Raw genomic sequence first — 23,652 nt, 5'->3', positions numbered from 1 at the left:
CCTTCGAAAGGATGGCTATCGAGGGTTCTTTTTTTGTTTATTTTTTGTTTATCTTAATTTTGTATAATACTCTCGATTATTGTCGAATTAAGGACATGATTTATGCTAGAGGGGGAAATAGAGTTTGAAGCCATCATTTATGAAAATAGGCATTAGTATTTCGTTATGTACTGGACTTGTGGTGCAGGGGGTGGGTCCTATGCAAACTCCAATCATAAGTGCAAAAGCTAGTTTCGGTTGGCTCGAGAATAGCCCAGCTATAATAACGTCGATTAATGAAGATGACTATTCCAACGCAGGAGTTGAGGTAGCCAGCTTTTTGACAGGAAAAGTATCGGATCCAGCGTCAACAGGGATTGCTGTAGTAGCTTTAGATAATACCAAAGGGGCCTGGCAGTATTACAACACGGTGGGACGAATTTGGTATAATATCGAGCCGGTGTCAAACAGTAATGCTTTTCTGCTGCTGAAATCGGAGAAAATCCGTTTTGTCCCGGCGAAAGACTGGAACGGAACGGCATCCATTAGCTTTAAGCTATGGGATACAACAGCATCCGGTTATCAAAATTATCAAAAAAATGCGAATACCACAGTATCTGCCGCGTTCAGCTCAGATCCGGGTATAGCCGTAATTACTGTAAATCCAGTGAATGATGCACCTTATCTGACAGAACTAAATGGTGGGGACTATCTTAGTTTTGACGGTAACGGGGATTATGTGACGTTCCCGGATCAACGGATTTATGGGAATTCTTTTACAGTTGAAGGATTTTTGAAGGTAGATGCTTTTCAGACATGGATGAGATTTTTTGAATCATCGATCGCAGAGCAGAACCACAATATTTTTGTAGGTTTTAACGGCAAACGGATGAATTTCACTGCCTACACTAATAAGGGAGATATTAATGTCACTGAGGATTTCCCGATTTCTAAATGGGTTCATGTCGCGATTGTTTATGATCACAGTCAGAAAAAGGGACGGATTTATTGGGATGGTGTACTTAAGGCAGAAGGGGCCATGGATTTAAGTACAGTAGGAAACGTTGCACGTCCGAATAACTGGCTTGGAAAAAGCACGTGGAGACAGGACGGAGATTATAACGGTGGAATGAGAGACGTGAGGTTCTGGAGTAAAGCCAAGACCCAAAGTGATATTGTTCGAGAAATGAATGTCGACTTGACAGGCTCGGAGCCTAATCTGGCTTTAAACTATAAATTAGCGAATAGCAATGATGGGAATGTCGCTATTAATACCTCTGGTCTTCCCCTTAAGAACGGCACAATTACTGGGGCAACCTGGAAGCAGGACACAGGTTTTATGGGGAATACTACAACCGATAAAAACAAGTCGGTCTCACGATCCTTTAAGGTTCTCGATGTGGATGGAGATGACCTACAAGTATCAGCTACTTCCTCGAATACGCTCTTAATTCCGAATAATGGACTGGAAATAAGTGGAAGTGGTGAGTTACGAACTTTAGAAATAACACCCGCAGCGAATGCTTTTGGCACCAGTGTGATTTCTGTTAAGGTAAGTGATGGAGCATTAAGCAACACCTACACTTTTAATGTGACGGTAAACAATACGGGGGATGTAATCGTAACCGGAGTGACCCTGGATAAACCAACACTCAGTTTAACGGAAGGAGAAGCAGGAGACACGCTTAGTGCCGTAATAGCACCTGCTAATGCCACGAACAAAACAGTAAATTGGAGCTCTAGTGATGAGACTGTTGCAACCGTTGTAAACGGGGTGGTAACTCCAGTTGGCGTTGGAACAGCGATCATCACGGTAACGACTACTGATGGAAGTTTTACAGCTTCGTCTGTAGTAAATGTGAGTGCCCCAATCCCGCCCGTTGTGGACGTAACTGGAGTGAAGCTAGATCAGGAGACACTGAATTTAACAGCTGGTGAAGCTGATGGACTCCTCAAAGCAACAATAGAGCCTGCCAATGCAACGGATAAAGACGTGATCTGGAGCTCTAGTGATGAAACAGTCGCGACCGTTGTGAACGGAGTAGTAACTCCGGTTGGTGAGGGGACAGCAGTTATTACGGTAACGACTAAAGATGGAAGTTTTACAGCTACAACCACAGTTAGTGTGAGTGCTCTAATCCCGCCGGTTGTGGATGTAACTGGAGTGAAGCTAGATCAGGAGACACTGAATTTAACAGCTGGTGAAGCTGATGGACTCCTAAAAGCAACAATAGAGCCTGCCAATGCAACGGATAAAGACGTGATCTGGAGCTCTAGTGATGAGACAGTCGCGACCGTTGTGAACGGAGTAGTAACTCCGGTTGGTGAGGGGACAGCAGTTATTACGGTAACGACTAAAGATGGAAGTTTTACAGCTACAACCACAGTTAGTGTGAGTGCCCCAATCCCGCCCGTTGTGGACGTAACTGGAGTGAAGCTAGATCAGGAGACACTGAATTTAACAGCTGGTGAAGCTGATGGACTCCTAAAAGCAACAATAGAGCCTGCCAATGCAACGGATAAAGACGTGATCTGGAGCTCGAGCGATGAGACAGTTGCGACCGTTGTGAACGGAGTAGTAACTCCGGTTGGTGAGGGGACAGCAGTTATTACGGTAACGACGAAAGATGGAAGTTTTACAGCTACAACCACAGTTAATGTAGCCGCTCCTAAGCCACCTGACGTTATCGTAACTGGGGTGACTTTAGACCAGACAGAACTTAACTTAACGGTGGGTGAAGGCGAGGGAACTCTACAAGCGACAGTAACACCTGCTAATGCAACAAATAAAGGTATGATCTGGAGCTCGAGCGATGAGACAGTAGCTAAGGTTGTTTATGGAGTAGTAACACCGATTGGTGAAGGAACAGCCATCATAACGGTAACGACGAAAGATGGTAGTTATACGGCTTCTACAACCGTTACTGTGAAGGCACCTGTTAAACCAGTTACAGCACCTGGAATTCCAACATCCGTAACAGCAACTGCAGAGAATGGTCAAGCAATCATCACCTTTATCCCGCCGGTGAACGATGGAGGCAGCGAAATCACAGGATATATTGTAACTGCTAATCCGGGAGGTTTGACGGTTACAGGAACTGGAAGTCCTCTGACAATCAGTGGTTTGACGAATGGAACAAGCTATACCTTCACGGTACAGGCAATCAATAAAGCTGGCATCAGCGAATTCTCTGCTGAGTCCAATGCAGTTGTTCCTAGCACTCCATCTGGTGGTGATGTTGTTGTTCCGTCGCAACCAACCCCATCACCAACTCCGGCACCTGTGGTAAATGCTGCTTCCATTCTAATCAATGGTAAAGCTGAAACAGTGGGAACCGCAACGAATGGTAAACGGAATGAGCAAACGTTAACCACTATTGTGTTAGATCAGAAGAAGCTAGAGGACAAGCTCGCCACTGAAGGTAAAGGTACAGTAGTTTCTATCGGTGCAAATAGTAAATCTGATGTTATAGTTGGCGAATTAAATGGACAAATGGTTAAAAATATGCAGGGTAATCAAGCGATTCTTGAGATTAAAGCGGGAAATGCGACATTTACACTGCCTGCTCAACAAATTAATATTGACGCTTTGAACGAGCAAATCGGCAAGTCGGTAGCTTTGCAAGATATTAAGATACAGATTGAAATTAGTGCTCCTACAGCCGATAAAGTTAAAGCTTTAGAAGCAGCTGCGCAAAAAGGATCCTTCTCATTAGTTTCCGCACCAGTTAATTTTACGGCTAGAGGTATCTACGGAGATAAGAGTATTGAACTTTCCCAATTCAATACGTATGTTAAACGTACCATAGCCATTCCTGAAGGGATGGACCCGAACAAGATTACAACTGGAGTGTACGTTGATTCCGAAGGTTCGGTACACCATGTTCCTACTAAAGTGGTTGTAATTGATGGCAAATATTTTGCTACTATCAACAGCTTAAGCGGAGGTACTTACTCCGTAATCTGGCATCCGCTTGAATTTAGTGATGTAGCTAATCACTGGGCAAAAGAGGCAGTGAACGATATGGGCTCCCGATTAGTCATTGAGGGAACAGGTAGTGGTCAATTTACTCCGGATCAAGCCATTACCCGTGCTGAGTTTGCGGCGATTGTTGTGCGCGGTCTGGGACTTGAGATGGAACAAGCTGCAACACCATTCTCAGATGTAAAGACCACGGATTGGTATAACAGTGCGATCAACACGGCATTTACTTATCAATTAATCAATGGTTTTGAAGATGGCATGTTCCGCCCTGATGAACATATTACCCGTGAACAAGCGATGTTAATTATTGCTAAAGCGATGAAAATTACAGCGCTACAGACTAAGCTTTCTGTTCAATCGGCTGACGTTTTGTTAGCTCCATTTACAGATAGTAGTGAGGTTTCTAACTGGGCAATCAGTGGAGTTACTGACACTTTGCAGGCAGGCATTATCATGGGAAGAAGCAGTAAAGGGCTTGCTCCGAAAGATGATATGACCAGAGCTGAGGTTGCAGAGATCGTGAAGCGGCTACTTGAAAAGTCGGATTTAATCTAATCTACTGAGCTCCAGAATTGTGATCATTAGAGGATTCGTTCAAAGAACATTGAACGAGTCCTCTTTTCTTTTTATGGCTTAGCTCGTTTATACGATAATTAATCATTAATGATGTATTTCAGACAGCACAATCAGGCCATGCAGAACGGCTGAAAGAAATCCTGAAAGCTCATCCGCACCTTGCGAATATGGAGAATAATATATTCGATAGTGATGGTTATACTTCCTTACATTCTGCTGCTTTTCATACGGATAATGTAGAACTAATAGAGTTGTAAATCGAACATGGTGCCGACATTTCTGCTAAAATAAAAAGTGGTGAATCTGCATGGTCGGTTGCGATTAAGCAGAGTAATCATAATGTTGCAGAAATTCTTCGCGGAAAAGGAGTAGTCTTGAATGAAAATCACAGTGGATGATAAGAATGATTCAACGGTAGCTATAATCTCTGGTGAGGAGATCATAATCAATAATGTAAGGGATGCCTTAGACTTAATGATGAATGTAAAATACCAAGGATGCGATAAAATGCTTCTGAGGAAGGAACAGATTACGGATGATTTTTTCGAGCTAAAGTCTGGAGTTGCTGGTGAGATTGCACAAAAATATACAAACTATCAGATGAGAGTTGCTATCGTAGGAGAATTTACAAGCTATAACAGCAAAAGTCTGAATGATTTTATTTACGAATGCAATCAAGGCGATAAAATGTTGTTCAAAAGTACTGAAGCTGAGGCTTTAGCGGCCCTACATTTATGCAAATCGTGGAGATGATCCAGAGAGGAGTTATATCATGGATGAAAGTAAAATCACATATGAATCGATCGATGCCTATATTTCCGGGTTTTCGCTTGAGGTTCAGGAAATCCTTAATACGTTAAGAAAGGTGATAAAAGAGGCGGCACCGGAAGCAGAGGAAAAAATAAGCTATCAGATGCCTACTTTTGCATTACACGGAAATTTGGTGCATTTCGCTGCTTATCCCAAGCATATTGGATTCTATCCAACTCCAAGTGGAATTAATGCTTTTAAAGATGAATTATCAGGCTATAAAGGTGCTAAAGGTTCCGTTCAATTCCCTATTGATAAGCCTATGCCTTATGAATTAATTAGCAAGATTGTAACCTTCAGAGTCGCTGAGAATCTAAAAAAAGTTGAAGCAAAATAAGGTCTCTACTGGTATGAAATAGAGAGGTCCATCTGGTCAGGGCTGGAAGTGTGCATCCATTGTTGATGTTCTTCTTGATGCTGGTGAACATTGGATCCACTTCCGAGGCACTCCTGCCTCTTTTTCCTCATTTCGGACGTCGTACAAACGCCAGTATGATATCCTGGGCATAGTCCCCGAACCCACTTCCGAACAGATTTAGTCCTCGTTTATTGAGTGCATCCTCCCGAATTTCAAAACGTACACGAATAGGTTCATTAAACGCCAGCTTTAAAGAGCTGATTGTAGTGGAAGATGAGAAAGAACCATTACAGCTGCTGCCCGATTCCGAGACACTCCATGTAGTAAGAGCTCCATATTCAGTTCCACTTCTCCAACGTTCAGGGGTCAGTTTCCCTTTGCGGTTCCCGAAATCGGAGGGACAGGTCCAAGTCCCGACTAACTGGTCATTGATGGATAAGCTGATATCACTGGCCCAATCCTCTCGAAATGAAGGGGCTTCTGAGCATACTTCTGCCGAAATGCGGATTTCGTCCAACTCGACGCCTGGAGGCAGGGGGTTGGCAAAATAGTATTCGACATAACCGGATTCTGCGAACCATAAGAGAGAGGCATCGACTCGTTCAGGCATGTAGAATGCTCTTGGATCATCCTGGGAGCCAATGACACCACCATCTTTTCCAGCCATCCCGCAGGACGGTTGTATGGAGCAGTGGGAGAACATTCCGATGGGCATATGTATTTCCTCAGTTTGATGCAGCCCATCCCCTAGCTTTGAAGGGAGATCGAGTTGAATAGAGCGACAGGTGACCGCACAGATTTTTTCGCGATTTGCTCCTTGTGTAGATGAGATAAGATTAACCTGTTCTAACGTCTGCACATTGATAGATATCGTTGGCTGAGCTACACCTAACGTCTCAGCTAATTGACTGACACTCATAGGCTTCTCTCCAAGGGCTTCAAGAATGCGGACGCGGACGTCACCAGACAGTGCTTTAGCTACATCTAAAATGCGTGACGCGGGATAACGTATCGTTTCTTGTGAAATATCATTCATCATATTTGTTCCTTTTCGTATAGGATGGGTTGAGGTTATTGTACAATGAAGATCGAGTATTGTAAAATCATAATAAACATTGCGAAAAACATATACTGGTGCTAAAATGGGCTCAACTTCTTATTTTGAAAGGCTGTGCTCGCCATATGACAACTTCTATATTAGCTTCTGAGACACTTGCGATTCCTCGTTCTGAACACCCTCATCCACATTGGCAACGTCATGAATGGATGAATTTGAATGGGCAATGGTCATTTAAGTTTGATCCGAACAATGAAGGTATGAAGGCGTTATGGTACTCCAATCCTGAAATCGCTTACGACTCAATGATCACTGTACCTTTTTCTTGGGTAAGTCCCTTATCCGGAATTGGCTGCGATCAACAAGGAATAGGCTGGTATCGCCGCACCGTGAATGGGCAGGCTGTTGACCAACAAACACGATTGTTTTTACGTTTTGGGGCAGTAGATTATTCATGTGATGTGTGGATAAATGGAGAACATGTAGGTTCACATCAAGGTGGATATGGTTCATTTGAATTTGATATTACACCTTACTGGGCAGCTAATTGTGAGAATAATATTGTCGTAAGAGCTGAGGATTTCGATCATGCTTATCAAGCGCGGGGCAAACAAGGATATGGAGAAATCCGTGGAATTTGGCAGCCTGTATGGCTTGAAGCACGTCCCGAAACTTATATGAAAGATGCAAAGTTTGTGACCCGTATAGATGGACAGGTGAAGGTAACTACAAGAATAATTGCGCATGAAACGGGTTCGGCAGAGTTTACGCTGCAATTCGCTGATCATTCTGTTGTTCATACAGAGAAGCTGCAGCTTATAGCAGGGGTCAACGAATGTAAGCTGTCTATCGATGTTCCCAATCCGCATTTGTGGAGTCCAGAAAATCCTTATTTATATGAAGGTGAATTGCAGCTCAGTGGATCGTTTGGTACAGATACAGTCAGCACTTATTTCGGAATTCGCGAAATTCAGACTGCCCGCTTTGAAGATCGTGATTATCGGTGGATCACCTTAAATGGTAAGCCGATATATTTGAACGGTACTCTTGATCAGTCCTATCACAAGACAGGGTTTTTCACCTATCCAACGGATGAAGACATGCGGGATGAAATTTATCTAATGAAACGTTTAGGGCTAAACATGGTGCGAATTCATATTAAGCCCGAAGAACCCCGTAAGCTGTATTGGGCGGATAAGCTTGGCATTCTTGTTATGGAAGATATGCCTTGTTTCTGGGGTAATCCGGATGACAAGGCCAGAGCCTCCTATGAGAGAGAAGCCCTTGAGGTGATTGAACGAGATTATAATCATCCATCTATTTTTTCGTGGGTTATGTTCAACGAGACCTGGGGTTTGAAGACAGATGCTCAGGAGGCTAGCCTCACAAGTGATGTACAGCAGCAGAGTAGTTATCTTAAAGAGACACAGGAATGGGTGCGGGAGAAATATCGCTGGGCGAAGCAGCTTGATCCGACTAGAATTGTTGAGGATAACTCGCCGTGTAATTATGATCATGTGGAATCGGATATTAATACATGGCACTTTTACATTAATGGTTACGAGCAGCTGCAAGCCCACTTAAATGAGGTTGTAGATAAAACATTCCCGGGATCGGAGTTTAACTGTATTGGCGGCAACGTACAGTCTGATGCCCCTCTAATGAACAGCGAATGCGGTAATGTGTGGGGGATAGAAGGTGGTGCAGGGGACAGTGATTTGGCATGGCATTACCGCTATATGATGAATGAATTCCGGCGGCATGATAAGCTATGTGGATTCGTATTTACTGAATTCCGTGATGTTACGAATGAGTTCAATGGTTATTACCGGCTAGACGGGAGCGATAAGGATTTTGGATATGGGGATTTTGTTCCCGGGATGACGATTGCGGATCTGCATTCCCCAGATTTTATCGTGATAGATGCTCCTCCATGCCAGACAGTAGAAGCAGGGCAGAGTGTTAAAGTACCTTTGCTAGGTTCCAGCTTCGCGGACAGCTATCACGGTCATAATTTGAAGCTGAAATGGGAACTGTGGTACGACAATTTGGGGACTCGGGTCACTGCGCAAAGTGGACATATGTCTGTGAAATGGGATAACTTTGGAAACACTATACTTCCTTCTTTGAACATTACAATGCCTGGTCAGGAGGCGGCTGCAATACTTGCTGTTTCTCTGATTAATGAGAAGGGTGAAGCGATCACGCGGAATTTCATTACTTTTGATGTAAGAGGCGGTAATAACACTGTATTGTTTAAAGGTGAAGGAGAATTTATTCAAATTCCAGTGGGAGCTTATACCGATCATAACTTTAAGCATCAATGGGATGCTATCCAAGGATCTAAGATCAATGGTGCTGGGCAAGGTCAGTATGTATACGAGGTTACACTGCCAGATGCAGCAGATAAATCAATGATTGGTGAGATCGAAATCATCTTCGAAGCAAGTGCTAAACGATTGCTGGCGCGGCATGTTGAAGGTACGAAGCTTAATGATATGGGCCTTGATCTTATGCATGGGGCAGATGCGAGGGTGGAATATAATCCGAATACGTATTATATGACGGATGAAGAGCGTCATCCTTCCCGAGTGAACGTTCTGGTGGATGGGCAGCGGATTGGTTCTTTCTATTTACCGGATGATCCGGCTGATAGCAGAGGGATTTTGTCTTGGCATTATCAGCCAATAGCGAATAAGCTGGATGAGGCTGGATCTTATGGCTACCTATGCAAGGCAAGTGTACCGGGGCAGTTAGCAGCGAAGCTGGATCGCAATCGTGTTTTCCGTTTGGAGCTGCAAGCAGAGGACGGCGGGCTATCTTTGTATGGCCGTAATGCAGGTCGTTATCCACTGGACTTGTTGATTCGTTATCGCTAAATAACCTTAATATGAAAATAAAGCAATCCCAGCTAAGAAGCAGGGATTGCTTTTTTATCGGTACTGCAAGGTATTATTAAAGTTCTTTATCATTAATGCTGTTTAACCAGCTTTCAATCTCTCCAATGACCGAACTAATGCAGCCATCTTCAAAAGGTGAAGTCAGGCCCGCAAGTTCAACCAGCTTGATAAAGGATTTGCTTCCTCCAGCTTGACATAACTCTAAATAATCACTCCAAGCGGATTTAAAATCTTCATTTGAACGTTTCCAGAACTGGAAGGCACATAGCTGTGCTAGTGTATAGTCAATGTAATAGAACGGGGAGGCGAAGATATGGCCTTGCTTATGCCAAAATCCACCTTGTTCCAGATAAGCATTACCTTCATAATTGCGGTGCGGCAAATATTTTTTCTCGATTTCTCGCCATGCTTGCTTACGTTCAGCAGGGGTTGCTTCAGGATTGCTGTAAACAAAATGCTGGAATTCATCTACAGTAACTCCGTAAGGAATAAACTGAAGGCTATCTGCCAAATGATTGAAACGGTATTTGTCTGCATCCTCTTCAAAGAACAATTCCATCCATGGCCAAGCAAAAAACTCCATGCTCATGGAATGGATCTCACAGGCTTCATAAGTAGGAAAAGCATATTCAGGTACATTAATATTTCGGCTTTCATACACCTGGAAGGCATGCCCCACTTCATGGGTCAAGACATCAATATCCCCTGAGGTTCCATTGAAATTTGAGAAGATAAAAGGTGCTTGGTATTGGCTGAAGTAAGTACAATAGCCACCGCCTTGCTTACCTTTTTTACTTACTAAATCCACTAGATTGTTATCCAACATAAAAGTAAAAAATTCATCAGTTTCCGGAGAGAGCTCTTTGTACATCTTGGATCCGTTAGCTACAATCCAGTCAGGATCTCCTTTAGGAGTGGCATTGCCAGTCTTGAAGCTGAAGTTCTCGTCATAAAACTTCAAGGCATCCAGACCTAGGCGTTCAGTCTGCCGTTTCTTAAGCTGTTGGGAGACGGGGACGATATGCTCCAGAACTTGTTTCCGGAAGTTGGCTACCATGTCGGCGTTATAATCGGTACGCATCATCCGGTCATAACCTAGCTCAACAAAGTTGCTGTAACCAAGCTTTTTAGCAATGCGGTCACGGACTTTAACTAGCTCGTCATAGATTCGATCAAAGTCACTCTCATGTTCAGACATAAAATCATATCTGGCTTGTGAAGCACGTTTGCGCATATCGCGGTCCGTGGACAATTCAAAAGGAGTAAGCTGAGTCAGTGTCCGTTCTTCGCCTTCGAATGGAATCTTGGCGGACGCGATAAGCTGAGCGTATTCTGTAGAGAGTTTGTTCTCCAATTGTAAATCTTCGATGATTTCTGGACTAAAAGTACGCAGAGCTACTTCTGCAAGCTGAAGCAGCTGCGTGCCCCATTCTTGTTCGAATTCGGCTCTGTATTTGGAATTGACGAGTGCTTTGTAGTAGTCCGTTATGTATTCCTGAACGATAGGGCCAATCTCGTCCATGAATTCCTGTTCAGCCTTGTAGAATTCATCTGTTGTATTGATCGAATGGCGAACGCTAACCAATGTCTGCAGGGTGTCAAACTCATTGCGAAGCTTGTTAATAGCGGTAACGGAAGCCTTTTGCACTTCTAATGGCTCGGTGTCATTGAGATCTTTAAGCAGGTTGTTAAAATCCTGTTTGAACTTCTCTACATCCGGGCGCTCATAGCGATAATCATTAAATTTCATTAACTATTCAACTTCCTTTCTATACCAGATAGTCTCTATTATATATTCTGAACAGCAATTTACGATAGACCTGTGTTAGCTGTTTTTGAATAAAAAAAGAACAAATGGACAAAAGTGTAAAAACTTGTTAGATGAAATACGGTTTGATATTATCTAAGAATATAGTAGAAATGATATTTATAGCGATTACTTAGCCTTTATTTAACCAGCATTCACTGAATACGGGTTATCTCTGTTTATATACGAAGTTTTGTATTTTTCCACTTTACATCCTTCCTCCCTCTTTTTTTGCTGTAGCCGCACAACTGTCGACAAACTTAATATATCATGATATATTATTATGTATAAGATGAAAAAATTAGAGTCAGGAGATAACGAAAGTCATGAGTGAGACAACATCATCCAAACCGATGTATGAAAAAATATTTGATGAAGTGAAGCAGCTTATCGTTAATAAATCCTATGGACAAGGGGAACGGGTTCCCTCTGAGAAAGAACTGGCTGAAGCCTATAATGTTAGTCGGATTACGAGTAAAAAAGCTCTGGAAATGCTCGCCGCGGAACAATTAATTGTGAGAAAACCGGGGAGAGGTTCATTTGTGGCAGATCCAGCAGTCGATTACATGGAATCAGCGATATCTCCGGGGACGGTCTCCGACGGAACTGTTTTCAATTCCTTTAACCATGAGGAAAAGACGATCGGTCTGGTTATTACCGACTTTGGCAACAGCTATGGCACAGGCTTAATTTATGGCATGGAGCAGGCTTCACGTGATAATGATTGTTTTCTGGTTTTAAGAAGAACGTTTGGGGTGCCGGAGAACGAAGAGAAATCTATTCAGAAGTTGCTCAGCTTAGGTGTAGATGGTCTGATCATTTTTCCGGCTCAAGGCGAATTTTTTAATGCGGAGATTCTAAAATTGGTGATAGGGCGGTTCCCGCTAGTTCTGGTAGATCGCCATTTAAAAGGAGTGGCAGCAGCATCGATCAGTACTGATAATATGCAGGCTGCACTCAAAGGTACGGAGTATTTATTTGATCTCGGGCATACTCATATCTCCTTTCTCTCTCCACCTCCAGCGGATACCACAGCTCTTGAAGAGCGGGTAGAGGGATTTATTCAAGCGCATGCGGAACGGGGAATAGCTGTAGACAAGGGATTGTGGGTCAGCGATTTGACCTCAACACTACCGGATTCCTTCAACGATGAGAATATTGAACATGACATTTCGCGGCTAATTTCTCATATGCAAAAGAATCCAACAATAACGGCGCTTTTTGCTGTGGAATATAATATTGCGCTGCTGGCTAGAACTGCGGTCCAACGACTTGGGCTACGAATTCCAGAAGATATTTCGATCATTTGCTTTGATAGTCCGCCAACTCCACTTGGTTCGGGTTATGCATTTACCCATTTACGGCAAAATGAAGAAGAGATGGGGCGGCTTGCAGTAGAAAATGTATTGCGAATTATGAACGGGCAGAGTGTGTCCAATAAGATAATGCTGGAAGCTCAGTTGATTTCTGGTGAATCTACAAGCTCCGCTAAACAATCTATCTCTAAATAGAATTTTGGCTTATTCTCCAAATTAAACATATATTAGTTGTTATAAAAACCTATCTTTTTGGATGGGTTTTTTTATTTGTTTTAGATATGTATTTATCATTATAGATGTATTGGTATATCATTATAATAAAATAAACATATTGACATACTAATCACATGACAATATACTAATCAATGAAAGCGCTTCAAATTTAAAAAGAAAAAGGGGGTATTATAACTGAAAGCAACTAGAGAAATACCCGAGTCAATGCATAAACTGGCATCTAGCGTAAAAGCACAGCTGAGTGATCGCCCGAAATTAGCCGAAATGTTCGAGAAATGTATGGCCAACACCTGGAACACAACCTTAAAACGAATGCCAAACGGAAGCACTTTTGTTATTACCGGAGATATTCCAGCGATGTGGCTACGGGATTCCGCCGCACAGGTCAGACCTTTCCTAATCCTTGCCTCCGAAGATGAAGAAATTGCAGACATGATTGAGGGACTTGTACGTAGACAATTTACTTACATCCAGCTTGATCCGTATGCTAACGCATTCAATGAAGAAGAAAGTGGGCATGGCCACCAAGAGGATCTGACGGAGATGAGCCCGGGAGTCTGGGAAAGAAAATATGAAATTGATTCGTTATGTTATCCAATCCAACTGAGTTATCTGCTCTGGAAGAATTCGGGCCGTACTAGTCAGTTTAATGAGTCGTTTGTAACAGGCGTAGAAAGAATCATAACATTATGGACTACCGAACAGAACCATGAGCGCGATTCAAAATATCTTTTTCAACGGATGAACTGTCCGCCCACGGATACGTTAGCTCGAGAAGGCAAAGGGACGTTGACGGCTTATACCGGAATGACTTGGTCTGGATTTCGTCCTAGTGACGATGCCTGTGAATATGGGTATTTGGTTCCGGCCAATATGTTCGCGGTGGTTGTTTTACGATATGTGTGTGAAATTGCCCGTGAGATTTTAGGTGATCAGGAGCTGGAAAAGAAAGCTAGAAAACTATCTGACCAGCTTAATAAGGGAATAAGTGAGTATGGAATTGTAGAACATCCAGAGTTTGGAGCGGTCTATGCTTATGAAGTAGATGGTCTGGGACAGGTGAATTTTATGGATGATGCAAATGTACCTAGTCTACTCTCTATCCCTTATTTGGGTTATGTGACTGCTGATGATCCTATTTATAAAAATACCCGTGAACTTATTTTAAGTAGCACTAATCCTTATTTTTTCGCAGGAAAAGCGGCTGCTGGCATTGGAAGTCCGCATACGCCAAATCGGTATATCTGGCCCATAGCTTTAGCGATGCAGGGAATGACATCTACCCGCTTTGAGGAACAGGAAGCCTTACTTCATCTGCTGGAGAAGACGGATGCAGGAACTGGATTTATGCATGAAGGGTTTCATGTGGATAATCCTGATGAATTTACACGTCCATGGTTCTCTTGGGCAAATATGATGTTCTGTGAGCTTGTACTCATGCGCTGTGGTAAGCAGATTAAGCGCGGTTGAGACCAACAAGGTTTGAATAATCGACTCTAAAGGGGATAGAGAACATGAAAAAATGGCTGGTTACCTCAATTGTTTTGGTAATGACTACTGCACTTGCTGCGGGCTGCGGTGGCAATAACGGATCTGCGGACAAAGAGACCGGAAACACAAGCAAAGCTGGGAGCAGTACCGGGAAAAAGACAGAGCTTACCTTCTGGGGAGATTGGGGCGGTGAGGGGCAGAAGCAATTCGAGACCATGGTGGATGCTTTTAATAAATCGCAGGATAAAATTCACGTAAAATATGTGCTGCAACAGGATATGATCACGAAATTCCTAACTTCTGCGACCAATGGCGGCACTCCTGATGTACTGTTTTGGGACCGTTGGAGAACTTCGCTGTATGCCCCGAAAAATGTACTGCATCCGGTGGATGAATACTTAACGCGTGACGGTATTTCCGAAGATGATTTCTACAGTGAATCCCTACGGGAGCTTTCATACGATGACAAATTATATGGGCTGCCGCTTACAGTAGATGCCCGTGCTCTTTTCTATAACAAGAAGCTGCTCGCAGAGGCAGGACTTCAGCCTCCAACAACTTGGGATGAACTAGAGGCAGCGGCTACGAAGCTAACGAAATGGAATGGCAATAAATTGGAGACTGCAGGTTTTTCTATGGGAGATTTGGGACTTTTTAATATGTATCTCCAACAGGCTGGCGGCACCATGCTTACAGAGGATGGAAAGACCAATTTTAATAATGAGCAGGGCAAGCAGGTGCTTGAGTTCTGGGATCGCCTAATGAACAAGGACAAAGTGTATAAAGTAGGGTTCGAACTTGGACTTGGTGAAGGGCAAGATGCTTTTGTCACAGGTAAAGTGGCTATGCTGTATTCCGGTCCGTGGATGCTCAGCACCTATAACAAATATGGTAAAGACCTGGATTATGGAATCGTTCCTCCTCCAGCCGGACCAAATGGTGATAAAGGTAGTGTCATGGGTGGATTTGGGCTAGTGATTCCAGAAGGCTCCAAACATAAGGAAGAAGCATGGGAGTTCATCAAATGGTGGACAGCGAACAAGGATAACGCGTTGCTCTGGGCAAAGAAGAGTCTAAACCTGCCGGGTTATAAGCCATCGATGGAAGATCCATTTTTCAAGGATGATCCAAAGTGGCAGCCGTTTCTGGAAACGTTGGAGTTCGCCAAGGTTCGTCCGAACCATCCTGGATATTCCGTGATGGAGACTGATGCTTTGGCCCCTAATTTGCAGCTTAATCAGCAAAACAAGATGAGCATTGATGAGACCTTGAAGAAATCGCAAGAAGAGGGCGACAAAATGCTGAAGGATAATGAAGTAAATAATAAGTAAGACATTTGAAGTGAAGGGAGGTTTCGCCTCCCTTTTGCTTAGGAGGGGGTAGCTGAAATGGCTTCCATCAGAAAGCTAGAGAAACATCAGGCGCGGACGGCTTATCTGTTTATTACACCCACGGTATTGCTGTTTACAGTATTCACAGTCATCCCTGTGGTAATGGCGCTATATTTAAGCTTTACCAACTACGATGTACTTAGTAGAAACGATTGGATCGGTTTTGATAACTATCGCCGTTTGATAGAGGACAGTTTGTTATGGAAAACATTCCGAAATGTATTTCTGTATTCCATCATTTTCGTTCCATTTAATATTCTGATTTCGCTTCTCCTCGGGATTCTGCTTAGTCGATCCTGGCGTGGGGTAAAGTTGTTCCGCACATTGAATTATCTGCCTACCCTTACATCCGCCGTTGCTGCTGCTACCGTTTGGATCTGGCTTTTGCATCCTGAATTTGGTTTGGTTAACGGATTGTTGTCTTATGTTGGGATTACGGGTCCAGCTTGGTTATCCGAGACCCGAACGGCGATGTTATCCATTATTATGCTTACCCTCTGGCAATCGGTAGGTTCTAATATGATTATCTACTTGGCAGGTCTGCAGGGCGTGCCCGACTATTTGTATGAATCTGCACGGCTGGACGGTGCTAATAAGCTGGCTTGTTTCCGGTTTATTACTTGGCCGCAGCTGCGACCAACAACCTTTCTTGTCAGTACGATGTCAATCATTGGTGCGTTGCAGTTGTTCGACCAAGCTTTTGTGCTGACGCAGGGTGGTCCGGCGAATATGACAAAGACTCCAGTTTATCTGATCTATCAGCAGGGCTTTAATCAATTGCAAATGGGGTATGCGTCTGCACAAGCATTTGTGCTTGCTGTGGCGATTCTCATTTTCTCACTAATAAACATGCGGATCACAAAGGCGGAGGAGTCCATTGTATAAGCCGGGCTTGCCATGCAGAAGGGGGATAGAGGTATGGATACTAGCGGAAGTTCGTTATTAAAAAGAAACTTAAGCAAATCAATCTATTATATAGCGTGCATAGTTATTGCTATCGTAATGTTTCTACCTTTTTATTGGAGTGTTCTTACATCCTTGAAGCCTGACGAAGAGATCTTCGCCATGCCCATCCGGTGGTTTCCTTCACATTTGACCTTAGAACACTATCGTAAGGCATTTACTACGGTTCCGTTTGCGCTCTATTTCTGGAATTCGCTTGTACTTGCAGTAGCGGGTGTATTGGCGAATCTGTTCTTTGGTTCTATCAGTGGTTATGCGTTCGCAAAATTGAATTTTAAGCTCAATAAGCCGATATTCCGCGTGCTGCTTGCGGCGATGATGATACCAGGCATTGTGACGATGATCCCCACGGTTTATGTCATGCGCCATATTCCTCTTTTTGGAGGAAATGATATTTTAGGTAGCGGGGGTAACGGGCTGATGAACTCATTCTGGGGGATTATTCTTCCGGGCGCTTCTGGAACCTTTGCTGTGTTCTTTATGCGGCAATTCTTTCTCACCTTACCTAGTGACATGATGGAAATGGCCCGGATCGAAGGCTGTGGAGAGTTTAAAATATTTTGGCGGATATATTTGCCGTTGACTAAACCAGCGCTGGCTACTTTAAGTATCTTTACCTTCCAAGCGGGCTGGAACAGTTTCTTATGGCCAATGATTGTGCTGAATGATCCCGACAAAGCAACGATTCAGATGGGACTTCAAGCTTTTTCTTATAATTTTCAAACAGACTACGGTCCAATGATGGCTGGAGCGCTAGTAGCAATCTTGCCGATATTGGTGTTGTTTTTAGCGCTTCAGCGTTATTTTGTACAGGGGATAGCCTTCAGTGGTATTAAGGGTTAATGCAATAAAAATCGAGCCAGGGAGAGAGTCTATATGAATCAATTGGAGATAGGGATTTGGGAGGAACGGGCGAATCAAGCACAAGCTGCATTGGATTCATTCTTCTGGAATGAAGCGATCAAAATGTACAATATAGAAACACCTTGTCCAAATGGAGAATGCAACACTATTTTTCATTATTGGTGGATGGCCCATGCTGTGGATGTATTGGTAGATGGACTACAGCGGACTGGAGAGAACTGGTATGCCAAAAGGCTTTCCGCACTTCATGAAGGTCTGCTACAACGAAATGGTGGTATGTGGCCAAATGAGTTGTATGATGATATGGAATGGATGGCTCTCGCGTGGCTTCGTGCTTATCAAGCAACAGGAGTGGAAGGTTATAAAGATACAGCCCTTCTTTTATGGAACGACATTCAGACAGGTTGGAACGAGCATATGGGCGGTGGAATTGCTTGGCAGAAATCACAGTTGGATTATAAAAATACACCAGCCAACGCACCGGCAGCTATACTTGCGGCACGCTTGTATCAAGCTTTTGGTGAAGCTGGCAATCTTGAATGGGCGTTAAAAATATACAGATGGCAAAAAGAGCATCTAGTAGATCCGGCAACGGGTTTTGTATGGGATGGCATGAATCGCACTGGCGATGGAAAGATCGATAAAGATTGGAAATACTCCTACAACCAAGGTGTTTTCATTGGCGCAGCAGTTGAACTGTACCGTATCACTAAAGAGCAGGAATATTTAGAGGATGCTCGTCTAACCTTTGCCGCCGCAGCCCATGAAATTGCTGACTCTGAGGGAGGTGTGCTGCCAGATGAAGGAAATGGTGATGCGGGACTGTTTAAAGGAATCCTGATTCGCTATACAGCTGAATGGGTCAAAGCTGATTCCGCAGCAGTTAAAGCTGTAGATTTCCTGCGAGCGAATGCAGAATGTCTCTGGGAACAAGGAAAGTCAGAGGATAAAGTGTTGTTTGGCACAGATTGGACTTCGACTTCCGCTGGTGTGATTCAGCTCAGCTCCCAGCTTAGTGCGATCAAGCTGCTGGAGAAGATGGCTGAATTAACTAAAGAACAGGGTTGAGGTGAGTTCTTAATGACACAAGCAAAGGAAGCCATAGAAGCAGTCAGTTGGCAGGAAAAGTCCGAGTGGTTCCAACAATGTCTACTACGTAATTATTATAATGCTGAGACGGGGATCATGAACCAATGGTATCCCAGAGCGTACAACGTTGCGGGGGAAAACTTTTATTATTGGTGGCAGGCTCATGTCATTGATATTTTAGTAGATGGTTATGAGCGTAGTGGAGATCCTGTGTATTCCTTGAAAATTATGGAGCTAAGTCAGAGTCTGCAAGCTTATAACGGGGGGACTTTCAGGCATAATTACTATGATGATATGGAATGGACAGCATTGGCGTTGCTGCGTGCTTATCGGGTTACAGGACATGAGTCCTATTTAAGTGCTGTGCTTAATCTATGGGAAGATATTAAGACGGCTTGGAATGAACAGTTGGGTGGAGGTCTGGCGTGGAAGAAGGATCAGCTAGATTATAAAAACACACCTGCCAATGCACCTGCCGTCATTCTTGCAGCCCGGTTATATGAACTTTTTCATAAGCAAGAGGATCTGGAGTGGGCGCTCCGTATCTATGAATGGAACAAGATATATTTGATGGATTCTACGACTGGTTTTGTGTGGGATGGGATGAATAGACTCGGGGATGGCCAGATCGATTACGATTGGGAGTTTACTTACTGTCAGGGAGTGTTTCTAGGCGCTGGCCTAGAGCTTTACAAGAATACGGGTGGTGTTCATTACTTAGAAGATGCGAATCGAACGGCTAATACATGTATTGATCGGTTATGCGATCCAATTAATCTGATGTTGCCTGATGAAGGCATTGATGATACTGGATTGTTCAAGGGCATTCTGATTCGTTATTTGGTTCAGCTCTGTAAAATATCTCCTGTAAATATCCGTATTCGCGAGGTTATATTGGCCAATGCAATGCAGTTGTGGGAAAAAGGTCTGGATAAACAACTGGGTCTATGCAGTTCATCCTGGGAAGTGAAACCGGAGCTTCCGGTTCAGCTGAGTATTCAACTCAGCGGCTTGATGCTTCTGGAGGGTGCTGCGGCACTGGTGAACGAATAGCCTGAAATATATAAAGACACCTCAAGAGAGGTGTCTTTTTGTTGTTTAAATTAACTATCTGCAATTAGAAAATCCGATGTTTCCAGCCATTTAATTTAGCGATAGCCTCAATATAATAGTAGTCTCCATAGATCAGGGATACATCAATGAAGGAATTGCCACTGCCAGTTCCGTGCAATAAAATCGCTTCATGCTCCGGCAGCTCCCAGGTTGCGTAATTTTCCGTCAGTGAGCGCAGAATTCGCTCCGCTGCATTTGCATATAGACTTTTTTCGCCTAAGGGTACGATATCTGCAAGCTCTAATAATCCTGAAGCGGCTATAGAGGCTGCGGAGCTATCTCGGAACATCCGGGTATCATCCTCTAGGCGGAAATCCCAATAAGGGACTTGATCCTCAGGCAAAGCAGAGATAAAATAATGTGCGATCCGCTTAGCGGTGTTCAGGAAACGTTCATCTCCAGTGTAGCGATAAGTATTGATGAAGCCATACAGTCCCCAAGCCGTTCCTCGGCTCCAAGAGGATTCAGCCGAGTAGCCTTGACCGCCAAAATTCTCAAGATAAGCACCTGTCTCTGCATCAAAAGAAATAATATGTTTGGTGGATCCATCCTCACGTATGCCATATTCCATTGTAGTTTCGGCGTGGTTAATTGCAATATGCTTATAGCGGGGATCACCTGTCACTTTGCTGGCCCAGAACAGCAGGGAGATATTTAACATACAGTCGATAATTACCCAGCCGTATTTATCTTCATTCCATGCGCGGATGAATTTGCCTACAGGATTATAGCGGGCAGCGAGGAAGTTCGCCGCTTCAATTCCTCTGCGCAGGGCATCTTCGTCACCTGTAATTGTATGTTTGATTACAGCGGTCGGAAGGAATTGGAAACCCACATCGTGATGCATCTCAACCGTTGGTTTAATAAACCATTCCTCCAAGGTACCGTCCCAATGCCAAGCGGCCTCCTTGTAAAGATCTTTTCCGGTCATATCATGCATGATCCACAGGAGTCCAGGCCAGAACCCAGTGGTCCACCAGTCTGAACCGATATCATCAAATTTGCCATCTTTTCCGGCGAAATGCGGGCACTTGTCACCGATCTGCTCTACCATACGTTCCACTTTTGTATCAAGTCTACCCATGATTTCCTGCCAATAAGGGTGTGTCATTATTATTGCCTCCAGTGTAATTAGGATGTTATGAGTATAGCTTTCTAAAGCTCAGGAAAGTTGTGTTTTGATATAAGGAAATGTTTGATTATTGTCATGTTGAAGTTGGCTTATAATTTAAAACTGACAAAATACAAACATTTCTGCATAACACATTAAAACTTTATCGGTGTTGGAAGCGATACAATCGAAATGAACAGGAGGATGGTAAAGTGGATGATTTACAAGTATATAAAGCACCTAAAGATATCCCGGGACGTGAGGATTATAAGGTTAGAGTACGGCAGCCTGAAGGAGAATGGCATAGCTTGTTTATTTACGAGGTTAAGGTAGATATGCATGAGGTGCGTCCTGCATCCATGGCTTATTTTGATCTGGAAGGGACAGTAGAAGTTGAAGTCACCTGTCTTTATACGGAGATTGATTGTGTGAACATTGCTCCGGCTTCGCGAGGGATCTCTTACGAATATCATGGAAATACCATTTTGTTTAAGCTAACAGGTCCGCAAAAGTTATCGATTGAGATCAACGGTGATATTTTTCGGAATCTGCATTTATTTGCTAACCCTAAGGAGAAGGATGCCCCTCAACCAGAGGATGCTAATGTTCTAGTAGTCCAACCGGGTATACACCGGAAACCTGATCTTTTACGGCTGCTGGATAATGCCGCTGCTGATCCTCGTGAAAAAAGGAAGGTGCTTTATTTCGCTCCAGGCACACATTATATAGAAGAAACAGTATTGCCGGTCCCTTCGGAAACCACGGTGTATCTTGCCGGAGGTTCAGTGCTTGTAGGTTCCTTGGTATGCGAGGGAGTTCATGATGTATCCATTCGTGGTCGCGGTATAATTTATCTTGCGGATTTTCATCGATTCTCGGCCTTTCGAGGGATACGAATTATTTTTTCGCGATCCATAAATGTGGAAGGTATTACCGTGATTGATCCGCCACATTACAGCATTTTCATCGGGCAGTCTGAGCAGATTGTGATTGATAATTTCAAATCGTTTAGCACTCGGGGGTGGTCTGATGGCATTGATATTATGTCTAGTTCCGAGGTTAGAATCCGGGATGTTTTTATGCGTAATTCGGATGATTGTATTGCTATTTACGGCTCGAGATGGGATTTTTATGGGGATACCCGTAATATTAGCGTTCGTGATTCCATTCTGTGGGCGGATGTCGCTCATCCATTAATGATTGGTACACATGGGGACCATGAACGGAACGGGGACACCATTGAGTCTATTGTTTTTGCAAATATTGATATCTTGAATCATCACGAACCGCAAGAGAACTATTGGGGGGCAATGGCGATTAATGCCGGGGATCGAAATAGGGTATGTAATGTTCTATATGAAAATATACGTGTAGAGCGTATTGAGCGGGGGCAGCTAATTGATGTGCGGGTGGTCTATAACAAGGATTACAATCCAGAGCCGGGGACAAGCATCCGGAACATTACATTTCGCGACATCAGCTATAGCGGGACGGCCAACCCTTCACGAATTTATGGATATGACGAAGAGAGAGCTGTTGAAAATGTGACCTTTGTCAATTTAAGGATCAATGGTGAATTGGTGGACGCCCCCCGCCCAGAGCTGATAGATATTAATCATTTTGCTAAAAATATACTCTTCGTTACTGAAAAAAATACGGTTGTGTAGATTGGATCTAATTACTTTTTCTATATTTTAATGGCGTCATCCCTAGGACTCTTTTGAACAGTTGATTGAAATATGAGGCATTTGGAAAACCAACAGTGATTCCGATTTGCTCCACAGGCAGGTCTGTCGTTCCTAACAAGCGGCAGGCCTGTTTGATCCGGCGGGCAGTCAGATAATCAACAAGCCTTCCTCCGGTTTCCTGATGAAAGATTCTGGAGATATAGGATTTGGACAAGTGAATCTCCTCAGCTAACTGATCCAGATTAACCTCCTCATGATAATGCTCTTCGATAAAACTCATGATTTTCTCAGAATAGCGCAAGGTTCGCCGTTCTCCTGATTGGAATACATGCTGATCTTCAGTTCCTATATTGCTCAATAATTGAAGAATTAACAGTGAAATGTCTTCGGTATCCTCAGTCAGACTGACTTTTTTATTGTGATTATATTGCTCCAGAATCCACTCCACCGACTCAACGTGATCCTTAAGATCAAAGGCACAATGTGTATTTTTCCCTTGCCAAAGCGCTGTGAATAAAGCCTTCCTTTTCGCAAAACCCTCCAGCAGGTGTTCAGCAACATGTGGATCAATGTAGAAGATGGTTCGTTCAAAAGGACATTCGGGAGAAACCTCAGAATAGATCCGGTGCAGCTGATAGGGCTGGAAAAAGAATAACATTCCCCTGCGAATATCGTACATCTGCTGATTCACAACAACGTTTCCCTGTCCGCCATACACGAACATGACTTCACAGCATTGATGCCAGTGATAATAACCTTTGTAATAGTCGTCGGTATATATTTTATAATCCCAAATCAAGGTCTTATGTTCTTCAAAAACAACAGGTTCGAACAGCTGCTTCATAGGCCCTCCAAGATGACAAAATACAAACATTTTCTTATATCTCATTATAACTTTAATCGTTATGAAAGCGATA

General features: G+C 43.5%; 16 protein-coding genes. 12 read left to right on the top strand and 4 right to left on the bottom strand.

The features are described from left to right. Positions 1 to 124 precede the first annotated feature (124 nt). From MHH50_RS17700 to MHH50_RS17690, 3 genes are all read left to right on the top strand, one after another. On the top strand, positions 125 to 4,519 hold the full coding sequence (locus MHH50_RS17700; protein WP_340033201.1) for an Ig-like domain-containing protein: 4,395 nt from the start codon (positions 125 to 127) through the stop codon (positions 4,517 to 4,519). A 399-nt stretch (positions 4,520 to 4,918) separates the two neighbouring features. Continuing rightward, on the top strand, positions 4,919 to 5,293 hold the full coding sequence (locus tag MHH50_RS17695; RefSeq protein WP_076128242.1) for a DUF4180 domain-containing protein: 375 nt from the start codon (positions 4,919 to 4,921) through the stop codon (positions 5,291 to 5,293). Between the two features lie 19 nt (positions 5,294 to 5,312). Next, complete coding sequence (locus MHH50_RS17690) at positions 5,313 to 5,687, top strand: DUF1801 domain-containing protein (protein WP_076304056.1); 375 nt, start codon at positions 5,313 to 5,315, stop codon at positions 5,685 to 5,687. 127 nt (positions 5,688 to 5,814) lie between these two features. On the opposite strand, the gene MHH50_RS17685 is transcribed toward MHH50_RS17690, so the two are convergent. Beyond that, positions 5,815 to 6,747, bottom strand: coding sequence for a helix-turn-helix domain-containing protein (locus MHH50_RS17685; RefSeq protein ID WP_340033200.1), 933 nt, complete (start codon positions 6,745 to 6,747; stop codon positions 5,815 to 5,817). Between the two features lie 143 nt (positions 6,748 to 6,890). On the opposite strand from MHH50_RS17685, the gene MHH50_RS17680 reads away from it, so the two are divergent. Beyond that, positions 6,891 to 9,644, top strand: coding sequence for a sugar-binding domain-containing protein (locus tag MHH50_RS17680; protein ID WP_340033199.1), 2,754 nt, complete (start codon positions 6,891 to 6,893; stop codon positions 9,642 to 9,644). Between the two features lie 76 nt (positions 9,645 to 9,720). Here MHH50_RS17680 and MHH50_RS17675 read toward each other — a convergent pair whose 3' ends face one another. After that, a complete protein-coding gene (locus MHH50_RS17675) occupies positions 9,721 to 11,415 on the bottom strand; it encodes a M3 family oligoendopeptidase (protein ID WP_076184489.1) in 1,695 nt (564 codons plus the stop codon). Between the two features lie 383 nt (positions 11,416 to 11,798). Between MHH50_RS17675 and MHH50_RS17670 the strand changes: the two genes are divergently transcribed. From MHH50_RS17670 to MHH50_RS17640, 7 genes are all read left to right on the top strand, one after another. Next, a complete protein-coding gene (locus MHH50_RS17670) occupies positions 11,799 to 12,983 on the top strand; it encodes a GntR family transcriptional regulator (protein WP_076280056.1) in 1,185 nt (394 codons plus the stop codon). 246 nt (positions 12,984 to 13,229) lie between these two features. Continuing rightward, complete coding sequence (locus tag MHH50_RS17665; RefSeq protein ID WP_076128250.1) at positions 13,230 to 14,495, top strand: glycoside hydrolase family 125 protein; 1,266 nt, start codon at positions 13,230 to 13,232, stop codon at positions 14,493 to 14,495. 44 nt (positions 14,496 to 14,539) lie between these two features. After that, complete coding sequence (locus tag MHH50_RS17660) at positions 14,540 to 15,847, top strand: ABC transporter substrate-binding protein (protein ID WP_340033198.1); 1,308 nt, start codon at positions 14,540 to 14,542, stop codon at positions 15,845 to 15,847. 57 nt (positions 15,848 to 15,904) lie between these two features. Beyond that, positions 15,905 to 16,792: a sugar ABC transporter permease gene (locus MHH50_RS17655; protein WP_036688088.1), complete on the top strand. Its 888-nt coding sequence runs from the start codon at positions 15,905 to 15,907 to the stop codon at positions 16,790 to 16,792. A gap of 33 nt (positions 16,793 to 16,825) precedes the next feature. Continuing rightward, positions 16,826 to 17,713 carry a carbohydrate ABC transporter permease gene (locus MHH50_RS17650; RefSeq protein WP_076128254.1) on the top strand — a complete coding sequence of 296 codons (888 nt, stop codon included), beginning with the start codon at positions 16,826 to 16,828 and terminating at the stop codon, positions 17,711 to 17,713. Positions 17,714 to 17,746: 33 nt separating this feature from the next. Then, on the top strand, positions 17,747 to 18,802 hold the full coding sequence (locus MHH50_RS17645; RefSeq protein ID WP_076309254.1) for a glycoside hydrolase family 76 protein: 1,056 nt from the start codon (positions 17,747 to 17,749) through the stop codon (positions 18,800 to 18,802). 12 nt (positions 18,803 to 18,814) lie between these two features. Continuing rightward, positions 18,815 to 19,876 (top strand): glycoside hydrolase family 76 protein, encoded by a 1,062-nt coding sequence (locus tag MHH50_RS17640; RefSeq protein WP_340033197.1) that lies wholly within the window; start codon positions 18,815 to 18,817, stop codon positions 19,874 to 19,876. Between the two features lie 64 nt (positions 19,877 to 19,940). Here the strand turns inward: MHH50_RS17640 and MHH50_RS17635 are convergent, their stop codons facing one another. Further along, a complete protein-coding gene (locus tag MHH50_RS17635; RefSeq protein WP_340033196.1) occupies positions 19,941 to 21,047 on the bottom strand; it encodes a glycoside hydrolase family 88 protein in 1,107 nt (368 codons plus the stop codon). 212 nt (positions 21,048 to 21,259) lie between these two features. Between MHH50_RS17635 and MHH50_RS17630 the strand changes: the two genes are divergently transcribed. Then, entirely contained in the window at positions 21,260 to 22,714 is a 1,455-nt protein-coding gene (locus tag MHH50_RS17630; RefSeq protein WP_340033195.1) for a glycosyl hydrolase family 28 protein, read from the top strand. Between the two features lie 7 nt (positions 22,715 to 22,721). Here the strand turns inward: MHH50_RS17630 and MHH50_RS17625 are convergent, their stop codons facing one another. Further along, positions 22,722 to 23,579 carry an AraC family transcriptional regulator gene (locus tag MHH50_RS17625; protein ID WP_340033194.1) on the bottom strand — a complete coding sequence of 286 codons (858 nt, stop codon included), beginning with the start codon at positions 23,577 to 23,579 and terminating at the stop codon, positions 22,722 to 22,724. Between the last annotated feature and the right edge of the window lie 73 nt (positions 23,580 to 23,652).

Origin of the sequence: Paenibacillus sp. FSL H3-0302 (genome assembly GCF_037982245.1) — a bacterium.
GTDB lineage: Bacteria > Bacillota > Bacilli > Paenibacillales > Paenibacillaceae > Paenibacillus_AQ > Paenibacillus_AQ odorifer.
The sequence above is the reverse complement of the archived record's forward strand: the minus strand, read 5'-3'. Positions and strand labels throughout refer to the sequence as shown.

Coding starts and splice junctions, on each gene's coding strand:
- MHH50_RS17695 (WP_076128242.1), top strand. CDS start 4,919: ATGAAAATCACAGTGGATGATAAGAATGATTCAACGGTAGCTATAATC.
- MHH50_RS17690 (WP_076304056.1), top strand. CDS start 5,313: ATGGATGAAAGTAAAATCACATATGAATCGATCGATGCCTATATTTCC.
- MHH50_RS17685 (WP_340033200.1), bottom strand. CDS start 6,747: ATGATGAATGATATTTCACAAGAAACGATACGTTATCCCGCGTCACGC.
- MHH50_RS17680 (WP_340033199.1), top strand. CDS start 6,891: ATGACAACTTCTATATTAGCTTCTGAGACACTTGCGATTCCTCGTTCT.
- MHH50_RS17675 (WP_076184489.1), bottom strand. CDS start 11,415: ATGAAATTTAATGATTATCGCTATGAGCGCCCGGATGTAGAGAAGTTC.
- MHH50_RS17670 (WP_076280056.1), top strand. CDS start 11,799: ATGAGTGAGACAACATCATCCAAACCGATGTATGAAAAAATATTTGAT.
- MHH50_RS17665 (WP_076128250.1), top strand. CDS start 13,230: ATGCATAAACTGGCATCTAGCGTAAAAGCACAGCTGAGTGATCGCCCG.
- MHH50_RS17660 (WP_340033198.1), top strand. CDS start 14,540: ATGAAAAAATGGCTGGTTACCTCAATTGTTTTGGTAATGACTACTGCA.
- MHH50_RS17655 (WP_036688088.1), top strand. CDS start 15,905: ATGGCTTCCATCAGAAAGCTAGAGAAACATCAGGCGCGGACGGCTTAT.
- MHH50_RS17650 (WP_076128254.1), top strand. CDS start 16,826: ATGGATACTAGCGGAAGTTCGTTATTAAAAAGAAACTTAAGCAAATCA.
- MHH50_RS17645 (WP_076309254.1), top strand. CDS start 17,747: ATGAATCAATTGGAGATAGGGATTTGGGAGGAACGGGCGAATCAAGCA.
- MHH50_RS17640 (WP_340033197.1), top strand. CDS start 18,815: ATGACACAAGCAAAGGAAGCCATAGAAGCAGTCAGTTGGCAGGAAAAG.
- MHH50_RS17635 (WP_340033196.1), bottom strand. CDS start 21,047: ATGACACACCCTTATTGGCAGGAAATCATGGGTAGACTTGATACAAAA.
- MHH50_RS17625 (WP_340033194.1), bottom strand. CDS start 23,579: ATGAAGCAGCTGTTCGAACCTGTTGTTTTTGAAGAACATAAGACCTTG.